This window comes from Pedobacter sp., assembly GCF_046462515.1.
Lineage (GTDB): Bacteria > Bacteroidota > Bacteroidia > Sphingobacteriales > Sphingobacteriaceae > Pedobacter.
Window position 1 is genome coordinate 584,789 of sequence record NZ_JBKGVD010000008.1, and the last position, 16,498, is coordinate 601,286.

Below are 16,498 nucleotides of genomic sequence, written 5' to 3' on the forward strand. Positions count from 1 at the left end.
TACTTTATTGTTTTTTATTAGATAATGTAATGTTGACCGCTGTACCGATTTTAACTTTGGTTACAGTATCGCTTGGTAAAGGGAACTGGTTTACTACAACTGCATTTGCGCTGTCTGTTATTACACCTTCATACGTTACAGTACCCAGTTTAAGCATTGATCCTTTCAGTGAGAAACGGGCCTCATCAATGGTAAAACCAGCTAGGTTAGGCATGTCAACATCTTCATTGCCACGGCCATCACCTAAAATAAAGTTCACTCTTGAACCTTTAGGTATCTGCTCGCCTGCTTTGAGCGGTTGTCCGCCAAAAGTTACACCTAAAACCACATCGCGGGCAATATCCGGTTTATAAGTCGTGTCGCCTAATTTTAAACCAAAACTTTCAATAATAGATTTGGCTTCACGTAAAGATTTCTCTTCAACTTCGGGAAACTTCACATTTGGTGCTGTAGAAGTGTTAATAGTTAAATAAATGGTCCTGTTATCCTTAACAAAAGTTTCGGCCTCTGGGTCCTGATCGGTAACAATACCCGGAGGTTTATCCATCATATATACCGAATCGATTTCATACCTTAAACCCATTTCTTCTAATTTTTGTATGGCCTGGTCAATTCTGAGGCCTTTTAACTGTGGTACATTTAAACCCTGTCCGTGTTTGGTATAAAAACGAAGACTAAAAAAGGCGATAAGTAGTAAAGCTACTACGGTACAAATTGCAGCTATAATGTTATTTCTGAATGATTTGGTCTTGATGTATCTTGTGAAATTGCCCATTATCTATGTTGGATTTAGCCTCAAATTTAGCTTAAAAATATATTTTATCTTAAATAAAATAGCACAGGTATGAATATTTTATATTTTTGAGCTTATAATTTACAGATTAGCGTTAAAACTGATAATTGAGCTTAAATACATAAATACTTATCATATCCTAAAATAAAATATAGAATGAAGAAGACTCTTGCTTTGCTTACCGGAGGCACTACAGGCGAATGGGTGGTATCTGTAAAAAGCGCAGCTACCATTGCCCAGAATTTAGACCCTGAAAAATTTGATGTTTATAAGATTATGCTCACAGAGAACGGATGGTTTTATGAACCGGCTGATTCTGTTAAGATAGAGGTAGATAAGAACGATTTTTCAATCACTGTAAACGGTAAGAAAATTAAATTCGATGGGGTATTTATTGCTATCCACGGCTCTCCCGGCGAAGATGGTAAATTGCAGGGCTATTTTGATATGATCGGTTTACCTTATACTACCTGCGATGCCTTAACGAGTTCTATTACCATGAACAAAGGTTATACAAAAGCGATAGTTAACGGCATAAAAGATTTGAATATTGCTAAATCAGTACAATTATTCAAAGCCGATTATAAGCCCGAGCAAGTGACAGAAAATCTTAAATTACCTTATTTTGTAAAGCCTAACAATGGCGGTAGCAGTATAGGCATGAGCAAGGTTAAGCATACAGACGATTTACAAGCAGCCTTAGACAAAGCTTTTAATGAAGATACACAGATCTTGGTAGAAGAATTTGTAGAAGGTAGAGAATTTTCTGTTGGTGTATTTAAAACCAAAGGTAAAATTGTGGTATTGCCGGCTACCGAAGTTATCCCTAAGAATGAGTTCTTTGATTTTGAAGCAAAATATACCCCTGGAGCTACACAAGAAATCACACCGGCTGATATGACCCAAGAGGAGAGAAGTAGGGTAGAGCGTGTGGTATCGGCAGTTTACCAGAAATTGAATTGCAGGGGCATAGTTCGTATAGATTATTTTTTAGAGCATAATACTGGAAATTTCTACTTCATAGAAATCAATACTATCCCGGGGCAAACGGCTACCAGTTTTATTCCCCAGCAAGTAGCAGCTATGGGCATGAACCTGAAAGACTTTTATACTCAGGTGCTGGAAGAAACCATTTAATAGAAATCTGTTAAAAATAAATCCCGATAGTTATTACTATCGGGATTTTTTGGTTATATAGGGTTATAAATCTTATTTATTTTTGGTTTGCTTTGGCATGGTCAGCTAAGAAAGTGGCTAAACCACTATCAGTTAAAGGATGTTTTAATAATGCGGTAATCGCAGCTAAAGGCGCAGTGATTACATCAGCACCTATTTTAGCACAATTCACAATATGTAAAGGACCGCGGATAGAAGCTGCTAAAATTTCGGTTTCAAATCCGTAGTTGTCAAAAATTAAACGGATATCTTCAATTAATTGTAAACCTTCTGTAGAAATATCATCTAAACGACCTAAGAACGGAGATACATAGCTCGCGCCTGCCTTTGCGGCTAATAGAGCTTGCCCAGGTGAAAAAACTAAAGTACAGTTTGTTCTGATACCTTTCTGGCTGAAATATTTAATAGCTTTTAAGCCATCTTTGATCATAGGTACCTTAACTACAATCTTTGGATTTAAAGCAGCTAAAGCTTCACCTTCTTTAATAATGTTATCATAATCGGTGGCAATTACTTCAGCACTCACGTTATCATCTACAATATCACAAATTGCTTTGTAGTGATTTAAAATGTTCTGATCCCCTGTAATACCCTCTTTAGCCATTAAGCTAGGGTTGGTGGTTACGCCATCCAAAATGCCTAAATCCTGAGCTTCTTTAATTTGAGCCAGATTAGCCGTGTCAATAAAAAATTTCATAATTCTATGTTCCTGAATAGGAATTATAAGGTTTTTGATTCCCTGATTAAATTGACTTGCCCCCTCAGGGGTATAGGGGAAAAAGGGCAAGCAACTCCTATCGCACCGCTACAACCTTCTACCCTTGCTTTGTTCCCAACCTGGGGGAGTTCAAAGGGAGCTGGTCGTAGAAGACTTGCCCGTCACAAAATTAGCAAAAACGGTGGGTTTTTAAAAAATAAATGCATTATTTTTAAAGAAAAAACGTATTCATTTGAAAACGAATGTATTGAAATGGATAACGGAGATTGGTAAATATAAATTTATAAATCAATGTGGTGGATTTATGCCGTACTTTCGGCTTTTTTTGCAGCGTTAACAGCTATTTTTGCTAAAATAGGTATAGCAAACATCAATTCTAATCTGGCTACAGGTATCAGAACTATTGTGATCGTAATCATGATATGGCTCATTATTTTTAGCAGAGGAGAGCAAAAGTCTATAACGGCCCTAACTAAACATCATGTTATGTTTTTGCTAATATCAGGTATAGCAACGGGGCTTTCGTGGATTTTCTATTTTAAAGCTTTACAACTGGGTAAAGCTTCGCAAGTTGCACCTATAGATAAATTGAGCGTAGCCTTGACCATTATTTTGGCCGCTGTGTTCTTAAAAGAAACGCTTACGATAAAAACGATAATTGGGGCTTGTTTAATTATTGCGGGTACGGTTGTACTGATTTTTGAATAAGGGATTTTAGAGAGGGTGTTTCGCAAAAATCATGTCATCTTGAACTCGTTTCAGGATCTTTTAAATGCAACCTAAATTTTTAAAAACACCCTCTTTTTTGATTACTTCTTAATATACTTTTCTGGTGCTGCACTGAATGTCTTCTTACAGCTTTCACTACAGAAATAATAGGTTTTCTTACCGTAAATGAAATTGATAGTTTTTTCGGTTTTTGTTTTCATTTTGCATACGGGGTCAATTTCAATTGCTTGTTTTGTCGTATCTGTAGGTAAAATATGTTGTTTTACAGATTGTGCTTTGGTAAATTGTGAAAGAGCAGCAAATGCTACAATAAATAATACTTTTTTCATGATTTGAATTATTATATTGATTAAAGTTATTTTTCTTTTAAAAGGATATCCATGTCGCTCATGAGTTTGGTTACATCTTTATCTATGGTGCCATCATAAGCTCCACGGATGCGTTTGTTTTTGTCTACCAGAATCAAGTACCCCTGATGTATAAAACCTCCTGGTGCCTCATCGTTTTGTTGTACGGCAACAAGGTAGTTGCGTTCGGCCAATCCGTAGATGACTTCTTTAGGCCCCCATAAATATTCCCATTGCGTACCTTCTACACCCAATTTTTTGGTGTAGGCTTTCAATCTGGAAGGTGTGTCGTATTTGGTGTCAATAGTATGTGATGCAATTTTAACAGCTGGATTACCTTTATACTTATTGTAAACTTTAAGCAGGTTACGGTGCATTACCGGACAAATGGTAGGACATGAGGTAAAAAAGAAATCGGCTACATAAATGGTATTGTCGAAATCTTTAGCTGTAACCAATGTGCTGTCTTGGTTATAAAGTTTAAAATCAGGGATGGTTTTAAACAAGGTATCCTGCACCATTTTACCATCTTTCATATTACCGGTTACTTCTATTTGCAAATAAGGCAGTTTTTGAGGTTTATTACAGGCAGATAACATAGTGAAGAACAATGCTGATATAAGTGCTATCTTTTTCATGGTTTTTTAAATTTTAATAAATACAGATCAGATTTTTTAATTTCTTTTTTATACAAACTATCTATAGCCCTGATTTTTTGCTTTTCAGTTTTATAATAAGTTATTACCGAATCTTCTGATTTACTCTCAAAATCTGGATTGAAATTATGCATCCAGTTATTCATGCTTTCTTCAGCTTTAAACAAATTGTTAAGCGTTATGGTTAAAGTTGTTTTCTCCTGTAAAGTATCTATAGCAGGGAACAACTGTTTCAACGTTTTCATTTCTTTTAGCAAGGTGTCTATTCTCATCTGGTTAGCAACGATTTTACCATGATCGGCCATTACTTCATCATGTAGTTTCATGGTTTCATTTTTAACATTGCCCGCATCTTGTCTGGGTTTACATGCAGCAAGACCGCTTACTGCTAATACAATCAATAATGTTTTTTTCATACTTATAAATTAAAATGGAACAGATAAATGAATCATTAAACGGTTTCCGGCTTTAGCGCGGTTGCCAGCCAGTTCTTGTGATATCATGCTTTGGTAGTTTGCACCGACAGAAAATTTGCTTACCGCTATCTCTACGCCCGTAATTAAAGCCGCAGAATGACCACCTGATACATTAACAGTGTATTTATTGTTTTCAATGTCTTTTGTTGCTGTATCATACAAAATACCTACATTAGGTGCCAGAGTAATTTTATGCAACAACCTGAATTTGTAATAAAGTAGGGCATTTGTTGTGAGCTTGTTGCCATACCGGTATGTATATTTGTTTGCCGTATTGATTTTATAATTTACATTGAGGTTGAAACCTAAATCATTTAGCCTAATATCATAAGCTGCATTTAGTGTAAAATCGGTACTTGCCGTACCCAATTGGAAATTGTTTGGATTTTCTTGCACAGCCAGTTTTTCTCCAGGTTCATATTTACCGGTAGGCAGCTTAATACCTGCTCCTAACCAAAGCGAGTGAACCAAGAGCTTGTTTTTAAGTGGATGCGTTTTTGTAAACAGGTTATAATAGCCCATTAATGCAATATCGCCCAATCCATTTTTTTCACCTTTTCCTTCTTGCGAACTTCGTTGGCTGATATTGTAAGGCACAAAAGCGAGCATCCTAAATTTCTGCCCAAAATTCATACCTCCCCATAGCTCTGCCGTTTGATAAGTCTCATCTGCAGTAAGCGGGGTAGACTTACCCTGCGGCCCTAAATGCGTTTGTAATGTTTTGTATTGATACCTTAGGCCAATAAAACGTTTATTGTATTCGGGCAGAATACCGATATAATAACTACCCACTCCACAACCGCAGATATCGCAGGCTATGGCAGAAAAATTGAACGCTATTAAAAAAAAGGTTAATCCTATAATTTTTCTCGTCATCATTACAATTATTGTTCAGCTAAAGCTTTGTTATGGATAAAATCTTCGTCGTTAAGCGTATTTAGAAAGGCAAGCAACTTGATTTTCTGATCAACGCTCAGGTCAATACCTTTTGAGGTTTGCTGTTTCAAAAGAGGATCAAGATTAGGTGTATCCTGAACTTGGCTAATGTAGTGATCCAAAACAGCATCTAAAGTTAGAAAACGGCCATCGTGCATATACGGAGCAGTATATTTAAGATTCCTTAATGAGGGCACTTTAAACTTGTATTGGTCTTTATCTAACAATGTAGCCATATACAAACCTTTATCATTGATAGCATTAGGAGCTAGTCCATTGTTCCTAAAAGTACCGTCTGTAAAAAAAGGCTCTGTATGGCATGATGCGCATTTTTCTTTAAAAATCTGATAACCATCTTGTTCTATGGTAGTAAATGAAGCGTTACCTTCTTTACGCATTACTTTATCATATTTAGCATTGCTGCTGATACACATTAGCATAAATTGTGATAAAGCTTTCATCAAGTGTGCTGTGCTAATTTCGTCGCTACCAAAAGCTTCTTTGAACTTGGCCCTATAGGTGGGTACTGCCCTAAGCTTATTGAGCACATTTTCAAGGTTTTCGTCCATTTCTTCATGTGTAGTTATCGGTGCAATGGGCTGAAGATCTAAATCATAAATGCCGCCGCCCCACATGAATGCCTTGCTCCATGCTAAATTCATAATAGGAGGTGAGTTACGGGTTCCCAATCTGTCATCTATACCATGGCTTACATCATGTCCGTGATGTGTGAAAGCCGAAGATTGGATATGACATGAACCACAGCTAATGGTGTTGTCTCTTGATAGTATAGAATCGTAAAACAAAGTTCTACCTAACTCAAAGCCTGCCTTTGTTATAGAGTTATTGGCTAAGTTATATACAGGCTCAGGAAAATTTTTGGGTTTTTGAAAACCCAAAAATATCACTGCTTTTTCTTGCATATCATCGCCTTTTTTACAGGCATAAACAAACAGGCAAATCAGCAAAATGTACCTGAAATATTTTATTTTCATGACATTTAGTTTTCAGTATGATCATGTTTAAACATCTCACTAAGATTTTTAGCTACACTTACCGAATACTCGCTGAACATTACGTTAGGATGTTCTTTTATACTAAAACTGTTACTGCCGTTAAATACCTTTAGAACATCTACAAATAAATGGATATTACTTTGCCTGTCTTTCCTTACTTTGGCAACGCCCGCATTTGTAAGATCAAGGGTAATGGTTTTGATGTTGTTAATAGTAGCAGAGCTATAACCGCCAAAACCGCCAATATGGTATTTGAATTGTTTTTTGCCACTAGGGTCTCCTAGCTGATCATCTGTAATAACGGATGAATTGCCTTCCATTTTAAAGAAAATATAGCCCGAATTCCAGCCCCAGTACATATTACTGCCCGAAGCCGGATCTAATACACCTGTTCTCTTATCTAAAGGCATGGTACTTCTTAAGCTGTCAACGCCCAGTACAAAAGTAAGCTTGCTGTAATCGCCTTCTGGTACTTTTATTTTTGCAAAGCGTGTGCTTTTGTCTGAACCTTTGATCAGGAAATAAGAATCATCTTGTTTAACGGTATATTCTTTACCACTGGTTGTGGTTACTTTGATATTGCTAATGAAATACTGGAGCAAGCTTATACTAAAAGGTTCACCTTTAGCATTGCTATAAGGTACATCTGTATTGTTAAAAGTAAGCGTTCTTCCTCCTGCAATATTGTCAAATTCAACAGAAAGCGGAGCAAGGTTATTCTCATCAAAATCAGGTGCAGAGCTATAATCTTTTTTACATGCTGTAAGTAAAGTAGCGCTTATGGCGATAAGCGTAATGATTTTTTTCATCTTAAAATAAATTGTAACAAAGCCTATTGCATAAGGCAATAAACTATTTTAAATAAATGGTTAAAAATGTTCAGTATTAGTTACTGGCCACACAAAGAGAGTAAATTGGAATATGTACAGATTTCTATACCTGGAAATTAGGTATGTAGATTTATGCAATAACATGAACTATTGCAAAAAAGTATTCCAATTTTAAGTTTAACCTAATTTTGGCGGATGAAAAATATTATTGACTTTACCTATTGGTTTTTGCTGAAGGTAAAAAGGAATGGAGGAATTGTTAGGGATTTCATACAAAGGCAAAATAGCAGTTGTATGTTCAGGAATAATAGTTTCTACCAGTTTTTTAAGATTTTCTTGTTCCTGCTTGTTTTTTTGTTCAAGCTCTTTTAGTTTAATATCCAAGAAACATTTACCATCACAATGAAGCTCAGGTTTATCTTTGTTGGTACAGAGCACCGAAGCGATATATTCTTTATTTAATTGATATGATGTAGAAACAATGGCATAATTAAAGCAATTGGCCAAAATGCCTGTTAGCAATAATAAAGCAACTATTTTTCTTACTACGATCACGGGGCAAAGATAGATGAAAAATAGCGATAAAGTAAGTAAAGCAAAGATTATTTTAGCAGCACTTGTAATAGACCTTAACTTTGTGCTCTTTTTCAGACCAGGCTATATACAGATTTTTATCTTTACTGATCCTATACTCAAATCCATTTAAGCCATTTTTTTTCAATTCATTATAGAAATCAATATCAGGTACGTTATTGTCAGGATTTTCATTTTCGGTAACGGCAGGTTCTATAAAATGGCGCTCATCAAAAAAGAAATCAACTTCTTCTGTAAGGAACTTGATCTTGTCTTTTTCCTTTTTCATGGCGGCAGATGCCAAGTAATTCTTTAAGATCTCTTCCGCTTTTAATTCTTCACGATAAATCTCTTTGCCATTGTATGCAACAATTGTAAACAACAGGTGCATATTCTTGGTATCACTACCTTTTACAGCTATTTTAAAAGTATCTTGTTTAACCAAATCACTAAAAGCATAAAGCGATTTTTTTGAAAGTTCATTGATATCACTTTTGCTTGAATTGGAGCGATTACAGGCTACAAAGAATAACAAGCAGAGCAGAGCTAAAGCGTAATTTTTTTGCATAAGATTTTTTTAGTATAACAGGATATTACACATTAAAGTTTTATTTTCTTTAAATCCTCGGGTGTATCAATAGCAAGGGTTTCAAGGTCTGTTACAGCTGTTCTAATGGCATAACCATTTTCCAGCCAACGCAATTGCTCTAAGCTTTCGGCTGTTTCAAGAGAAGATGGATTGATTTTCGTAATATCCAACAAGGTTTTTCGTAAATAACCGTAAATACCAATATGCTTATAATATTGATGTTGATTTATCCAGTCTTTTTCTTCTGTATTACGTAAAAAAGGAACGGGATGCCGGCTAAAGTATAACGCATCTGCGTTAGTGTTAAACACTACTTTAGGTATATTTACATTAAAGAGTTCCTGTTCTGTATGGATTTTTTTGATGAGGGTAGCTATTTTAACAGAAGGTTCTTTAAAACAATTTGCTAGTAACTCAATCTGCTCAGGATTAATAAAAGGTTCATCTCCTTGGATATTGATTATTACATCAAAATCGGTCATTGAAGCTGCTACCTCTGCGCATCGGTCTGTTCCACTTTGATGCTGATCAGAGGTCATTGCAAACGATCCACCAAATTTCTCTACTTCTTCAGCAATACGCATATCGTCTGTGGCTACCACTACTTTGCTTAAACTTTTGCATGATAAAGCTTGCTCATAAGTTCTGTTTATCATGGTTTTGCCATTTATTTCAACCAAAGGTTTCCCTGGAAAACGGGTAGAAGCATAACGGGCAGGTATAATGCCCAGTATGCGCAGAGGTTTTGATGTATCAGCTGCATTCATCGTTTAAAACAAACCGTGAATTTCGGCCTCTATAGATTGGATAACAGCTCCTAGGTCTTCAGGATTATTGGTAAAGTCCAATCTGTCTTTATCTAAAATCAGCAACTTCCCTAATTTATAATCTTTGATCCAGGCTTCATATTTTTCATTGAGCTTAGATAGGTAATCAATCCTGATCCCGGCCTCGTATTCACGGCCGCGGCGTTGGATATTATTTACCAAAGTAGGTACCGAAGCTCTGAGGTAAATTAATAAATCCGGTGCTTTAATAAATGAAGTAATGTTATCAAAAATAGCCCGGTAATTATCATGATCGCGGGTAGTCATTAATCCCATTTCATGTAAGTTCTCAGCAAAAATATGCGCATCTTCATAAATGGTTCTGTCTTGAATAACATTTCTTTGAAGTTTTTCTATCTCCACAATCTGTTGAAAACGGCTGTTTAAAAAATAGATCTGAAGGTTAAAGCTCCAGCGTTTCATGTCGCTGTAAAAATCCTCCAAATAAGGATTGTTATCAACGGCTTCATAAAGCGCTTCCCAACCATAATTTTTGGCTAATAAACCTGTTAATGTGGTTTTGCCAGCACCAATGTTTCCAACTACTGCTATGTGCATATCAATCTGTTAATATTAAAAACTTCTAAATCCTATGAGCTCTCTTATTTCTTTAATGGTTTTTTGGGCACTTTCCCTTGCTTTGTCTGCGCCTAATTTGGCTACTTTTCTAAGATAGTCAGAATCATTGGCAATATCATTTATACGTTCTCTTATGGGATTGGTAGCTATGATCATGTCTTCTGCCAATTGTTTTTTGAAATCGCCGTAACGGATGGCCATTTTATTGTATTGTTCATCGAAATGGGCAAGTGTATCTTCAGCAGATACAATTTTCATCAAATCAAACAGATTTTGTATAGCCTCTGGTTTTTGCTGATTTTCTGTAGTAGGGCCGCCATCGGTAACTGCCCGCGAAACTTTCTTGCGAATGGCTTCGGGTGTATCAGAAAGGTAGATACAATTGGCATCACCTTCCGATTTACCCATTTTTCCTTTACCATCCAATCCAGGCACTTTTACCAGATTTTTTGCATAACTAAATGCGTAAGGCTCAGGAAAATAGTCGCTGTTATATAAACGGTTAAACCGGTTGCCGAAAGTACGCGCCATTTCAAGATGCTGTTCCTGATCTTTCCCAACAGGTACCTTTACAGCTTTATGGATCAGGATATCGGCAGCCATTAAAACCGGATAGGTTAAAAGCCCCGCATTTACGTTATCAGGATTAGATCTTACTTTATCTTTAAAAGATGTAGCTCTTTCTAGCTCGCCTAAATAGGCATTCATGTTCAGGTATAAATATAATTCAATGATTTCGGGTACATCAGATTGTACGTAAATTGTACATTCTTCAGGATCTATACCACATGCCAGATAATCTATTAAAACGGTTTTTATACTATCGTTTAAATTTGCAGGAGTTGGATGTGTAGTTAAAGAATGCAGATCGGCTATAAAGAAATAGCAGTTGTACTCTTTTTGCATTTTTAAAAAGTTAGTTATAGCCCCATAATAGTTTCCTAAATGCAGTTTTCCGGTAGATCTTATACCACTTACAACTATTTCTTTCATCATGCCCCGAAATTAAGAAAAAACATACAATGGCGTATAAAAAATGTTTTTCGATTTAAATAATGTGCTTGTTTTTTAAAAATTGTAGGTTTACATAATTGTTATATTTTTGATGCCAATGAAAAGATTACTGAAAAAGATACACCTTTTTTATTTTCTGTTTTGTATCCTCTGTCTGTTTATCCTTTTTTGGCCATTTTATTATCTTTTTAGCAGAAATCCACGTTTTTATAGTGTATTAAATGTTTTCAGAACCATTCATTCATTCATGGCAAGTGCCTTATCGGGCATTTTTTTCAGGTTTGAGATAGAACAGAAGCTCGATAAAAAACAAACTTATATATTTTGTGCCAATCACACCTCAAACCTTGATATACTGGCTTTTTGCTTACTTGCACGAGGAACCTATCATTTTATGGGCAAAGAAGAATTGATGAGAAATCCTGTATTGGGTATTTTTTTCAGAACCATAGATATACCGGTAAACAGAGAAAGTAAGATTGGGGCATTTAAAGCATTTAAACGAGCAGCAGATAATTTAGATCAGGGTATGAGCTTAATTATTTTTCCCGAGGGAAAAATAGATAATTCATATCCGCCAGTTTTACAGGAATTCAAAAACGGTCCTTTTAGGCTTGCCATGGAAAAAGGTATTCCAATTGTACCCGTAAGTATTCAGAATTTATGGCAGATCATGTGGGATGATGGCGTAAAATATGGTTCAAGACCTGGTATTGTAGATATTTATGTGCATAAACCAATTTTAACCAATATATTAGCAAATCAATCAGATGAAAATTTGCGTGATCGGGTTTATGCGATCATTAACAGTAAATTATAATGAAAATAGACAGAGATACCGTTTTTAAAGTTGCAGATTTGGCTCGTATTGCCATTAAAGAAGAAGAAGTGGAGCAACATGTAAACGAAATGACCAAAATCTTAACCTTTATGGAAAAGTTAAATGAACTGGACACTACAGGGATAGAGCCTTTGGTATATATGAATGCAGAAGAAAACCGCTGGCGTGAAGATGTGGTAAAACATGAAATTACAACAAAAGCCGGTTTAGAAAATGCCGCGGTACATAACGAAAGTTATTTCATGGTCCCAAAAATCTTAGAAAAATAAGTTTACTTGTAACATAACAGAGGGTTTAATTGTCTTAGATAAAAAAACATTATGCAAGAATCACTAATTGACATCAAAGATATAGGCCGTAAATACGTTATTGGTACAGAGGTTATCCATGCATTAAAATCGGTAAGTCTTAGTATTAAAAAAGGTGAATTCGTTGCATTAATGGGCCCTTCCGGTTCAGGCAAATCTACGTTAATGAATATATTAGGCTGTTTAGATACCCCAACCAAAGGCGAATATATCTTAAACGGCACTAATGTAAGCCACATGAGCGAGAACCAACTTGCCGATGTGCGTAATAAAGAAATAGGTTTTGTTTTCCAGACTTTTAACCTTTTGCCAAGATCTACTTCTTTAGACAATGTGGCGTTGCCATTAATCTATGCCGGTTTAAAAAAGAAAGACCGCGAAAACAGAGCGCAGGCTGCTCTGGAGAGCGTGGGATTAGGTACCAGGGTAATGCACAAACCTAATGAATTATCAGGGGGACAGCGCCAGAGAGTTGCGGTTGCCAGGGCTTTGATCAATAATCCTTCAATTATATTGGCAGATGAGCCTACCGGTAACTTAGATACCAAGACTTCTGTAGAAATTATGGGCTTACTTGAAGAAATTCACAGTAAAGGCAATACCATCATATTGGTTACCCACGAAGAAGATATTGCCCAGCATGCACACCGCATTGTACGTATGCGGGATGGCTTGATTGAGAACGATTATGTAAATACAGATATCAAATCGGTTTCTCCGCGTTTACAAGCCATTAAAGAGAGCGGTAACGATTTTGAAAACATACAATAAGTGTAATTTTAAAATCAAAAAAAGCCTTCGCTTATTGCAAAACACCAATTTTTATAAAAAAAAACATTTTTGTTTATATCTTACAGCAATAAAGAACTGTAATGAAAATATATACAAAAACAGGTGATAAGGGGCAAACCTCGTTAATAGGGGGCACCCGGGTGCCTAAATATCATTTGCGTATCGAAGCTTACGGAACGGTAGATGAATTGAATTCATATATAGGTTTAATAGGCAGTCAGCAGATAAATGAAGAAGATGGAAAGGTGCTTAAAGAAATTCAGGACCGTTTGTTTACTGTAGGTTCATCCTTAGCTTCAGATCCTGAACGTTCCAGAAAAAAAATACCTGATCTCTTAGCTTCTGATATCAGCTTTTTGGAAGAAAGAATAAATAAAATGAATGAAAACCTACCTGTCTTAAAGCATTTTATCTTACCGGGAGGTAATACTGTATCATCTTTTGCGCATTTGGCACGCTGTGTTTGCCGCCGAACCGAGAGATTAGTAGTAGAATTGTCAGAAAATAGCTATGTAGATCAGAATGTTACGATTTATTTAAACAGATTAAGCGATTTTTTATTTGTTTTGGCACGAAAATTAAGTTACGACGCAGGGGCAAAAGAAAATATTTGGGAACCTAGAATGTAGATAAAATAAAATAGTTGAAAAAAATATTTGCTTTGCTCATTTTTTTTAACATACTTTTGCGAGAAATAGATTTTTGAGGAATTAATAATTTACAAATATGTATTGGACATTAGAACTAGCATCGCACTTGGAAGACGCTCCTTGGCCTGCAACAAAAGATGAGTTAATTGATTATGCAATTCGTTCAGGTTCGCCGGTAGAGGTTATTGAGAATTTACAGGCATTAGAAGACGATGGAGAGCCATACGAAACCATTGAAGAAATCTGGCCTGATTATCCTACCAAAGATGATTTCTTCTTTAACGAGGACGAATATTAACAGTTAATATAATTTATTCAGAAAAGCCCTTCTGCTATGGCAAGAAGGGCTTTTTATTTTTATGATGAGAACATTTTTTGTGTTTGGGTGTTATAAACTTAATCGCATAACAAATTGCATTTATAACATTTATTAAACCTAAATCACAAAACGATGGGAAATTTACTGTATTTAATAGCCGTAATCCTGGTAATTATCTGGGCGGTTAGTTTTTTTGGAGGCTACTACACGGGTGGCATTATTCATATCTTATTGGTAATAGCTATTGTTGCCGTTTTACTTCGGATTATAAGAGGGTCAGCTTAGGGTGAGGGGATTAATATAAAACAGGCTGTTTATTAAGCACAGCCTGTTTTTCTTTCTTTAATTTCCTAAAAGAAAAGAAGCTATCCTAAGATCTTCTGGATAGGTAATCTTAAGATTATTTCTTTCTCCCTCAACCAGATTGATCTTAAAGCCTGCGCTTTCCACTACAGAAGCATCATCTGTAAATATTTGTTTATAGTTCTGCTGGTATGCCTTTCTTAACTGGTCTGTTATAAAGGTTTGAGGAGTCTGTATCATCACATACTGTTCGCGGTTTACAATCTTACTGGTATTATTGTAGATTTGTCTTAACGAATCGCTGGTTTTTACATAAGGTACGGCATTTCCATTTTCTGCAGCCTGTTCATACATTCTTTCAATGAGTTGTTTACTCACCAAAGGTCGTACTGCATCATGTATGGCCACTATACCTTCATCTTTTATGGCTAACAAGCCATTTCTAACAGAGTGAAAACGTTGTTCTCCACCGCTGATGATCTGATAAGGTACTTCAAAGTTGTATTCTTTACAAAGATCTGCCCAGTAATCTTGTGAATCGGTTCCTAAAACCAATATAATCTCGGGCTTGTAAATAGTATGATAAAAAGCGTTAATGGTATGCATCAGTATAGGCAAATGATTTAAAATCAGAAATTGCTTACACACATTACTCTGCATCCTTTTACCCGAGCCCCCTGCTACAATTATTGCGTAATGCTTCATATCAAAATCCCATAAAAAAGAGGATGTTTAAATTAACAATTAAGGCTATATTAAGTTCTGTATCAAAACAGCTTCACCTTATTTGTTTTAAACAACCTCTTAAATTTACGTTTTTTATGTTATATAATTAACATCGCATCGCCATAACTGTAAAAGCGATATTTCTCTTTAACGGCCACTTCGTAAGCATTCATAACATGATCATAACCTCCAAACGCAGCTACCATCATTAAAAGAGTAGATTCTGGTGTGTGAAAATTGGTGATCATTGAGTTTGCAATATTAAAATCGTATGGAGGAAAAATAAACTTAGAAGTCCAGTCGTTAGCGGCTTTTAATGTTTTATTAGCAGATACGGCAGATTCTATTGCCCTCATAGAAGTTGTACCTACGGCACAAATCCTTCTTTTTTCTTCTAAACCTTTATTTACGATATCTGCAGCTTTTTGGTCGATAATAAACTGCTCTGAATCCATTTTATGTTTGGTCAGATCTTCAACTTCAACGGGTCTAAAAGTACCTAAACCCACATGTAAAGTAACCTCAGCAAATTCAATACCTTTTAGTTCCAAGCGTTTCATCAGCTCACGGCTAAAGTGTAGGCCTGCAGTTGGAGCAGCAACAGCACCTTCGTGTTTAGCAAAAATGGTTTGGTAGCGCTCTTTATCTTTTTCGGTTGCTTTTCTCTTAATGTATTTTGGAAGAGGGGTTTCACCTAAAATTTCAACATTTCTTCTAAACTCTTCTTCAGTACCATCAAATAAGAATCTAATTGTACGTCCGCGAGACGTAGTATTATCTACTACTTCAGCAACAAGTAAATCATTATCGCCAAAGTAAAGTTTATTTCCTACGCGAATTTTACGGGCAGGATCTACCAATACATCCCAAAGACGCAACTCTTTATTCAGCTCACGTAATAAAAATACTTCTATGGTAGCACCTGTTTTTTCTTTATTGCCATATAAACGGGCAGGAAAAACCTTGGTGTTATTTAAGATCATTACATCCTTATCGTCAAAATAGTCTAAAACATCTTTGAAAATCTTATGTTCAATCTTGCCGGTATCTTTATGTAAAACCATTAAACGTGCTTCATCTCTTTCTTCGGCAGGATCGTTGGCCAAAAGTGAATCTGGTAAATTAAACTTAAATTGAGATAATTTCATTTTATTTTGATAAAGTAAATTAGGGTGCGAAGTTACGAAATATAAATTGGTTTTTTAAAGTTTAAGAATCAAAGTTTGTATATTACCCTGCAAAAGCAGAGCAGCAAAAAGTTTTTGATTTAATCTGTAACCTTTTTATCAATTTTTGGTCA

23 protein-coding genes and 1 other RNA gene are annotated in these 16,498 nt (G+C 35.7%); 8 read left to right on the forward strand and 16 right to left on the reverse strand.

Going from position 1 to position 16,498, the window contains the following annotated elements; all coding sequences use genetic code 11:
• Positions 1 to 4: 4 nt before the first annotated feature.
• Positions 5 to 775, reverse strand: coding sequence for a PASTA domain-containing protein (locus ACLHG9_RS10545; protein ID WP_410221451.1), 771 nt, complete (start codon positions 773 to 775; stop codon positions 5 to 7).
• 174 nt (positions 776 to 949) lie between these two features.
• On the opposite strand from ACLHG9_RS10545, the gene ACLHG9_RS10550 reads away from it, so the two are divergent.
• Positions 950 to 1,930, forward strand: coding sequence for a D-alanine--D-alanine ligase (locus ACLHG9_RS10550; protein WP_410221452.1), 981 nt, complete (start codon positions 950 to 952; stop codon positions 1,928 to 1,930).
• A gap of 76 nt (positions 1,931 to 2,006) precedes the next feature.
• Here the strand turns inward: ACLHG9_RS10550 and fsa are convergent, their stop codons facing one another.
• Complete coding sequence (gene fsa, locus ACLHG9_RS10555; protein WP_410221453.1) at positions 2,007 to 2,666, reverse strand: fructose-6-phosphate aldolase; 660 nt, start codon at positions 2,664 to 2,666, stop codon at positions 2,007 to 2,009.
• A gap of 81 nt (positions 2,667 to 2,747) precedes the next feature.
• An RNA gene (gene ffs / locus ACLHG9_RS10560) (signal recognition particle sRNA small type) lies at positions 2,748 to 2,847 on the reverse strand.
• A gap of 131 nt (positions 2,848 to 2,978) precedes the next feature.
• Here ffs and ACLHG9_RS10565 point away from each other — a divergent pair.
• Entirely contained in the window at positions 2,979 to 3,395 is a 417-nt protein-coding gene (locus tag ACLHG9_RS10565; RefSeq protein WP_410221454.1) for an EamA family transporter, read from the forward strand.
• Positions 3,396 to 3,496: 101 nt separating this feature from the next.
• Here the strand turns inward: ACLHG9_RS10565 and ACLHG9_RS10570 are convergent, their stop codons facing one another.
• The 11 genes from ACLHG9_RS10570 to trpS all read right to left on the reverse strand — a co-directional run bounded on the left by ACLHG9_RS10570 (position 3,497) and on the right by trpS (position 11,238).
• Complete coding sequence (locus tag ACLHG9_RS10570; protein WP_410221455.1) at positions 3,497 to 3,745, reverse strand: YHS domain-containing protein; 249 nt, start codon at positions 3,743 to 3,745, stop codon at positions 3,497 to 3,499.
• A 26-nt stretch (positions 3,746 to 3,771) separates the two neighbouring features.
• Positions 3,772 to 4,401, reverse strand: coding sequence for an SCO family protein (locus ACLHG9_RS10575; protein ID WP_410221456.1), 630 nt, complete (start codon positions 4,399 to 4,401; stop codon positions 3,772 to 3,774).
• The gene (locus tag ACLHG9_RS10580; protein WP_410221457.1) at positions 4,398 to 4,835 is read right to left on the reverse strand and encodes a hypothetical protein; all 438 of its coding nucleotides are present in this window, start codon (positions 4,833 to 4,835) and stop codon (positions 4,398 to 4,400) included. Before ACLHG9_RS10580 ends, ACLHG9_RS10575 begins: the two co-directional genes overlap by 4 nt.
• 9 nt (positions 4,836 to 4,844) lie before the next feature.
• Positions 4,845 to 5,774: a transporter gene (locus ACLHG9_RS10585; protein WP_410221458.1), complete on the reverse strand. Its 930-nt coding sequence runs from the start codon at positions 5,772 to 5,774 to the stop codon at positions 4,845 to 4,847.
• Between the two features lie 5 nt (positions 5,775 to 5,779).
• Positions 5,780 to 6,826 (reverse strand): cytochrome-c peroxidase, encoded by a 1,047-nt coding sequence (locus tag ACLHG9_RS10590; protein ID WP_410221459.1) that lies wholly within the window; start codon positions 6,824 to 6,826, stop codon positions 5,780 to 5,782.
• A gap of 5 nt (positions 6,827 to 6,831) precedes the next feature.
• Positions 6,832 to 7,656 (reverse strand): MbnP family protein, encoded by an 825-nt coding sequence (locus tag ACLHG9_RS10595; RefSeq protein ID WP_410221460.1) that lies wholly within the window; start codon positions 7,654 to 7,656, stop codon positions 6,832 to 6,834.
• A 198-nt stretch (positions 7,657 to 7,854) separates the two neighbouring features.
• On the reverse strand, positions 7,855 to 8,232 hold the full coding sequence (locus ACLHG9_RS10600) for a hypothetical protein (protein ID WP_410221461.1): 378 nt from the start codon (positions 8,230 to 8,232) through the stop codon (positions 7,855 to 7,857).
• A 52-nt stretch (positions 8,233 to 8,284) separates the two neighbouring features.
• Positions 8,285 to 8,818: a hypothetical protein gene (locus tag ACLHG9_RS10605; protein WP_410221462.1), complete on the reverse strand. Its 534-nt coding sequence runs from the start codon at positions 8,816 to 8,818 to the stop codon at positions 8,285 to 8,287.
• Between the two features lie 32 nt (positions 8,819 to 8,850).
• Positions 8,851 to 9,579: a 3-deoxy-manno-octulosonate cytidylyltransferase gene (gene kdsB / locus ACLHG9_RS10610; RefSeq protein ID WP_410221706.1), complete on the reverse strand. Its 729-nt coding sequence runs from the start codon at positions 9,577 to 9,579 to the stop codon at positions 8,851 to 8,853.
• 30 nt (positions 9,580 to 9,609) lie between these two features.
• Complete coding sequence (locus ACLHG9_RS10615) at positions 9,610 to 10,224, reverse strand: deoxynucleoside kinase (protein WP_243362622.1); 615 nt, start codon at positions 10,222 to 10,224, stop codon at positions 9,610 to 9,612.
• A 15-nt stretch (positions 10,225 to 10,239) separates the two neighbouring features.
• A complete protein-coding gene (trpS, locus tag ACLHG9_RS10620; protein WP_410221707.1) occupies positions 10,240 to 11,238 on the reverse strand; it encodes a tryptophan--tRNA ligase in 999 nt (332 codons plus the stop codon).
• Positions 11,239 to 11,356: 118 nt separating this feature from the next.
• On the opposite strand from trpS, the gene ACLHG9_RS10625 reads away from it, so the two are divergent.
• From ACLHG9_RS10625 to ACLHG9_RS10650, 6 genes are all read left to right on the forward strand, one after another.
• Positions 11,357 to 12,079 carry a lysophospholipid acyltransferase family protein gene (locus ACLHG9_RS10625; protein ID WP_410221463.1) on the forward strand — a complete coding sequence of 241 codons (723 nt, stop codon included), beginning with the start codon at positions 11,357 to 11,359 and terminating at the stop codon, positions 12,077 to 12,079.
• The gene (gatC, locus tag ACLHG9_RS10630) at positions 12,079 to 12,369 is read left to right on the forward strand and encodes an Asp-tRNA(Asn)/Glu-tRNA(Gln) amidotransferase subunit GatC (RefSeq protein ID WP_410221464.1); all 291 of its coding nucleotides are present in this window, start codon (positions 12,079 to 12,081) and stop codon (positions 12,367 to 12,369) included. Before ACLHG9_RS10625 ends, gatC begins: the two co-directional genes overlap by 1 nt.
• Positions 12,370 to 12,420: 51 nt before the next feature.
• Positions 12,421 to 13,179, forward strand: coding sequence for an ABC transporter ATP-binding protein (locus ACLHG9_RS10635; RefSeq protein ID WP_410221465.1), 759 nt, complete (start codon positions 12,421 to 12,423; stop codon positions 13,177 to 13,179).
• 101 nt (positions 13,180 to 13,280) lie between these two features.
• On the forward strand, positions 13,281 to 13,829 hold the full coding sequence (locus ACLHG9_RS10640) for a cob(I)yrinic acid a,c-diamide adenosyltransferase (protein WP_410221466.1): 549 nt from the start codon (positions 13,281 to 13,283) through the stop codon (positions 13,827 to 13,829).
• Positions 13,830 to 13,926: 97 nt separating this feature from the next.
• A complete protein-coding gene (locus ACLHG9_RS10645; RefSeq protein WP_243362617.1) occupies positions 13,927 to 14,148 on the forward strand; it encodes a DUF2795 domain-containing protein in 222 nt (73 codons plus the stop codon).
• Positions 14,149 to 14,301: 153 nt separating this feature from the next.
• Positions 14,302 to 14,454, forward strand: coding sequence for a lmo0937 family membrane protein (locus ACLHG9_RS10650; protein WP_243362616.1), 153 nt, complete (start codon positions 14,302 to 14,304; stop codon positions 14,452 to 14,454).
• A 57-nt stretch (positions 14,455 to 14,511) separates the two neighbouring features.
• On the opposite strand, the gene ACLHG9_RS10655 is transcribed toward ACLHG9_RS10650, so the two are convergent.
• Complete coding sequence (locus tag ACLHG9_RS10655; RefSeq protein ID WP_410221467.1) at positions 14,512 to 15,177, reverse strand: 2-C-methyl-D-erythritol 4-phosphate cytidylyltransferase; 666 nt, start codon at positions 15,175 to 15,177, stop codon at positions 14,512 to 14,514.
• 119 nt (positions 15,178 to 15,296) lie between these two features.
• Positions 15,297 to 16,346 carry a tRNA preQ1(34) S-adenosylmethionine ribosyltransferase-isomerase QueA gene (gene queA, locus ACLHG9_RS10660; RefSeq protein ID WP_243362612.1) on the reverse strand — a complete coding sequence of 350 codons (1,050 nt, stop codon included), beginning with the start codon at positions 16,344 to 16,346 and terminating at the stop codon, positions 15,297 to 15,299.
• Positions 16,347 to 16,498: the final 152 nt, after the last annotated feature.

What these genes read in the sequence shown, in the direction of transcription:
- ACLHG9_RS10545 (WP_410221451.1), bottom strand. Translation starts at nt 775, where the DNA reads ATGGGCAATTTCACAAGATACATCAAGACCAAATCATTCAGAAATAAC.
- ACLHG9_RS10550 (WP_410221452.1), top strand. Translation starts at nt 950, where the DNA reads ATGAAGAAGACTCTTGCTTTGCTTACCGGAGGCACTACAGGCGAATGG.
- fsa (WP_410221453.1), bottom strand. Translation starts at nt 2,666, where the DNA reads ATGAAATTTTTTATTGACACGGCTAATCTGGCTCAAATTAAAGAAGCT.
- ACLHG9_RS10565 (WP_410221454.1), top strand. Translation starts at nt 2,979, where the DNA reads ATGTGGTGGATTTATGCCGTACTTTCGGCTTTTTTTGCAGCGTTAACA.
- ACLHG9_RS10570 (WP_410221455.1), bottom strand. Translation starts at nt 3,745, where the DNA reads ATGAAAAAAGTATTATTTATTGTAGCATTTGCTGCTCTTTCACAATTT.
- ACLHG9_RS10575 (WP_410221456.1), bottom strand. Translation starts at nt 4,401, where the DNA reads ATGAAAAAGATAGCACTTATATCAGCATTGTTCTTCACTATGTTATCT.
- ACLHG9_RS10580 (WP_410221457.1), bottom strand. Translation starts at nt 4,835, where the DNA reads ATGAAAAAAACATTATTGATTGTATTAGCAGTAAGCGGTCTTGCTGCA.
- ACLHG9_RS10585 (WP_410221458.1), bottom strand. Translation starts at nt 5,774, where the DNA reads ATGATGACGAGAAAAATTATAGGATTAACCTTTTTTTTAATAGCGTTC.
- ACLHG9_RS10590 (WP_410221459.1), bottom strand. Translation starts at nt 6,826, where the DNA reads ATGAAAATAAAATATTTCAGGTACATTTTGCTGATTTGCCTGTTTGTT.
- ACLHG9_RS10595 (WP_410221460.1), bottom strand. Translation starts at nt 7,656, where the DNA reads ATGAAAAAAATCATTACGCTTATCGCCATAAGCGCTACTTTACTTACA.
- ACLHG9_RS10605 (WP_410221462.1), bottom strand. Translation starts at nt 8,818, where the DNA reads ATGCAAAAAAATTACGCTTTAGCTCTGCTCTGCTTGTTATTCTTTGTA.
- ACLHG9_RS10615 (WP_243362622.1), bottom strand. Translation starts at nt 10,224, where the DNA reads ATGCACATAGCAGTAGTTGGAAACATTGGTGCTGGCAAAACCACATTA.
- trpS (WP_410221707.1), bottom strand. Translation starts at nt 11,238, where the DNA reads ATGAAAGAAATAGTTGTAAGTGGTATAAGATCTACCGGAAAACTGCAT.
- ACLHG9_RS10625 (WP_410221463.1), top strand. Translation starts at nt 11,357, where the DNA reads ATGAAAAGATTACTGAAAAAGATACACCTTTTTTATTTTCTGTTTTGT.
- gatC (WP_410221464.1), top strand. Translation starts at nt 12,079, where the DNA reads ATGAAAATAGACAGAGATACCGTTTTTAAAGTTGCAGATTTGGCTCGT.
- ACLHG9_RS10635 (WP_410221465.1), top strand. Translation starts at nt 12,421, where the DNA reads ATGCAAGAATCACTAATTGACATCAAAGATATAGGCCGTAAATACGTT.
- ACLHG9_RS10640 (WP_410221466.1), top strand. Translation starts at nt 13,281, where the DNA reads ATGAAAATATATACAAAAACAGGTGATAAGGGGCAAACCTCGTTAATA.
- ACLHG9_RS10645 (WP_243362617.1), top strand. Translation starts at nt 13,927, where the DNA reads ATGTATTGGACATTAGAACTAGCATCGCACTTGGAAGACGCTCCTTGG.
- ACLHG9_RS10650 (WP_243362616.1), top strand. Translation starts at nt 14,302, where the DNA reads ATGGGAAATTTACTGTATTTAATAGCCGTAATCCTGGTAATTATCTGG.
- ACLHG9_RS10655 (WP_410221467.1), bottom strand. Translation starts at nt 15,177, where the DNA reads ATGAAGCATTACGCAATAATTGTAGCAGGGGGCTCGGGTAAAAGGATG.
- queA (WP_243362612.1), bottom strand. Translation starts at nt 16,346, where the DNA reads ATGAAATTATCTCAATTTAAGTTTAATTTACCAGATTCACTTTTGGCC.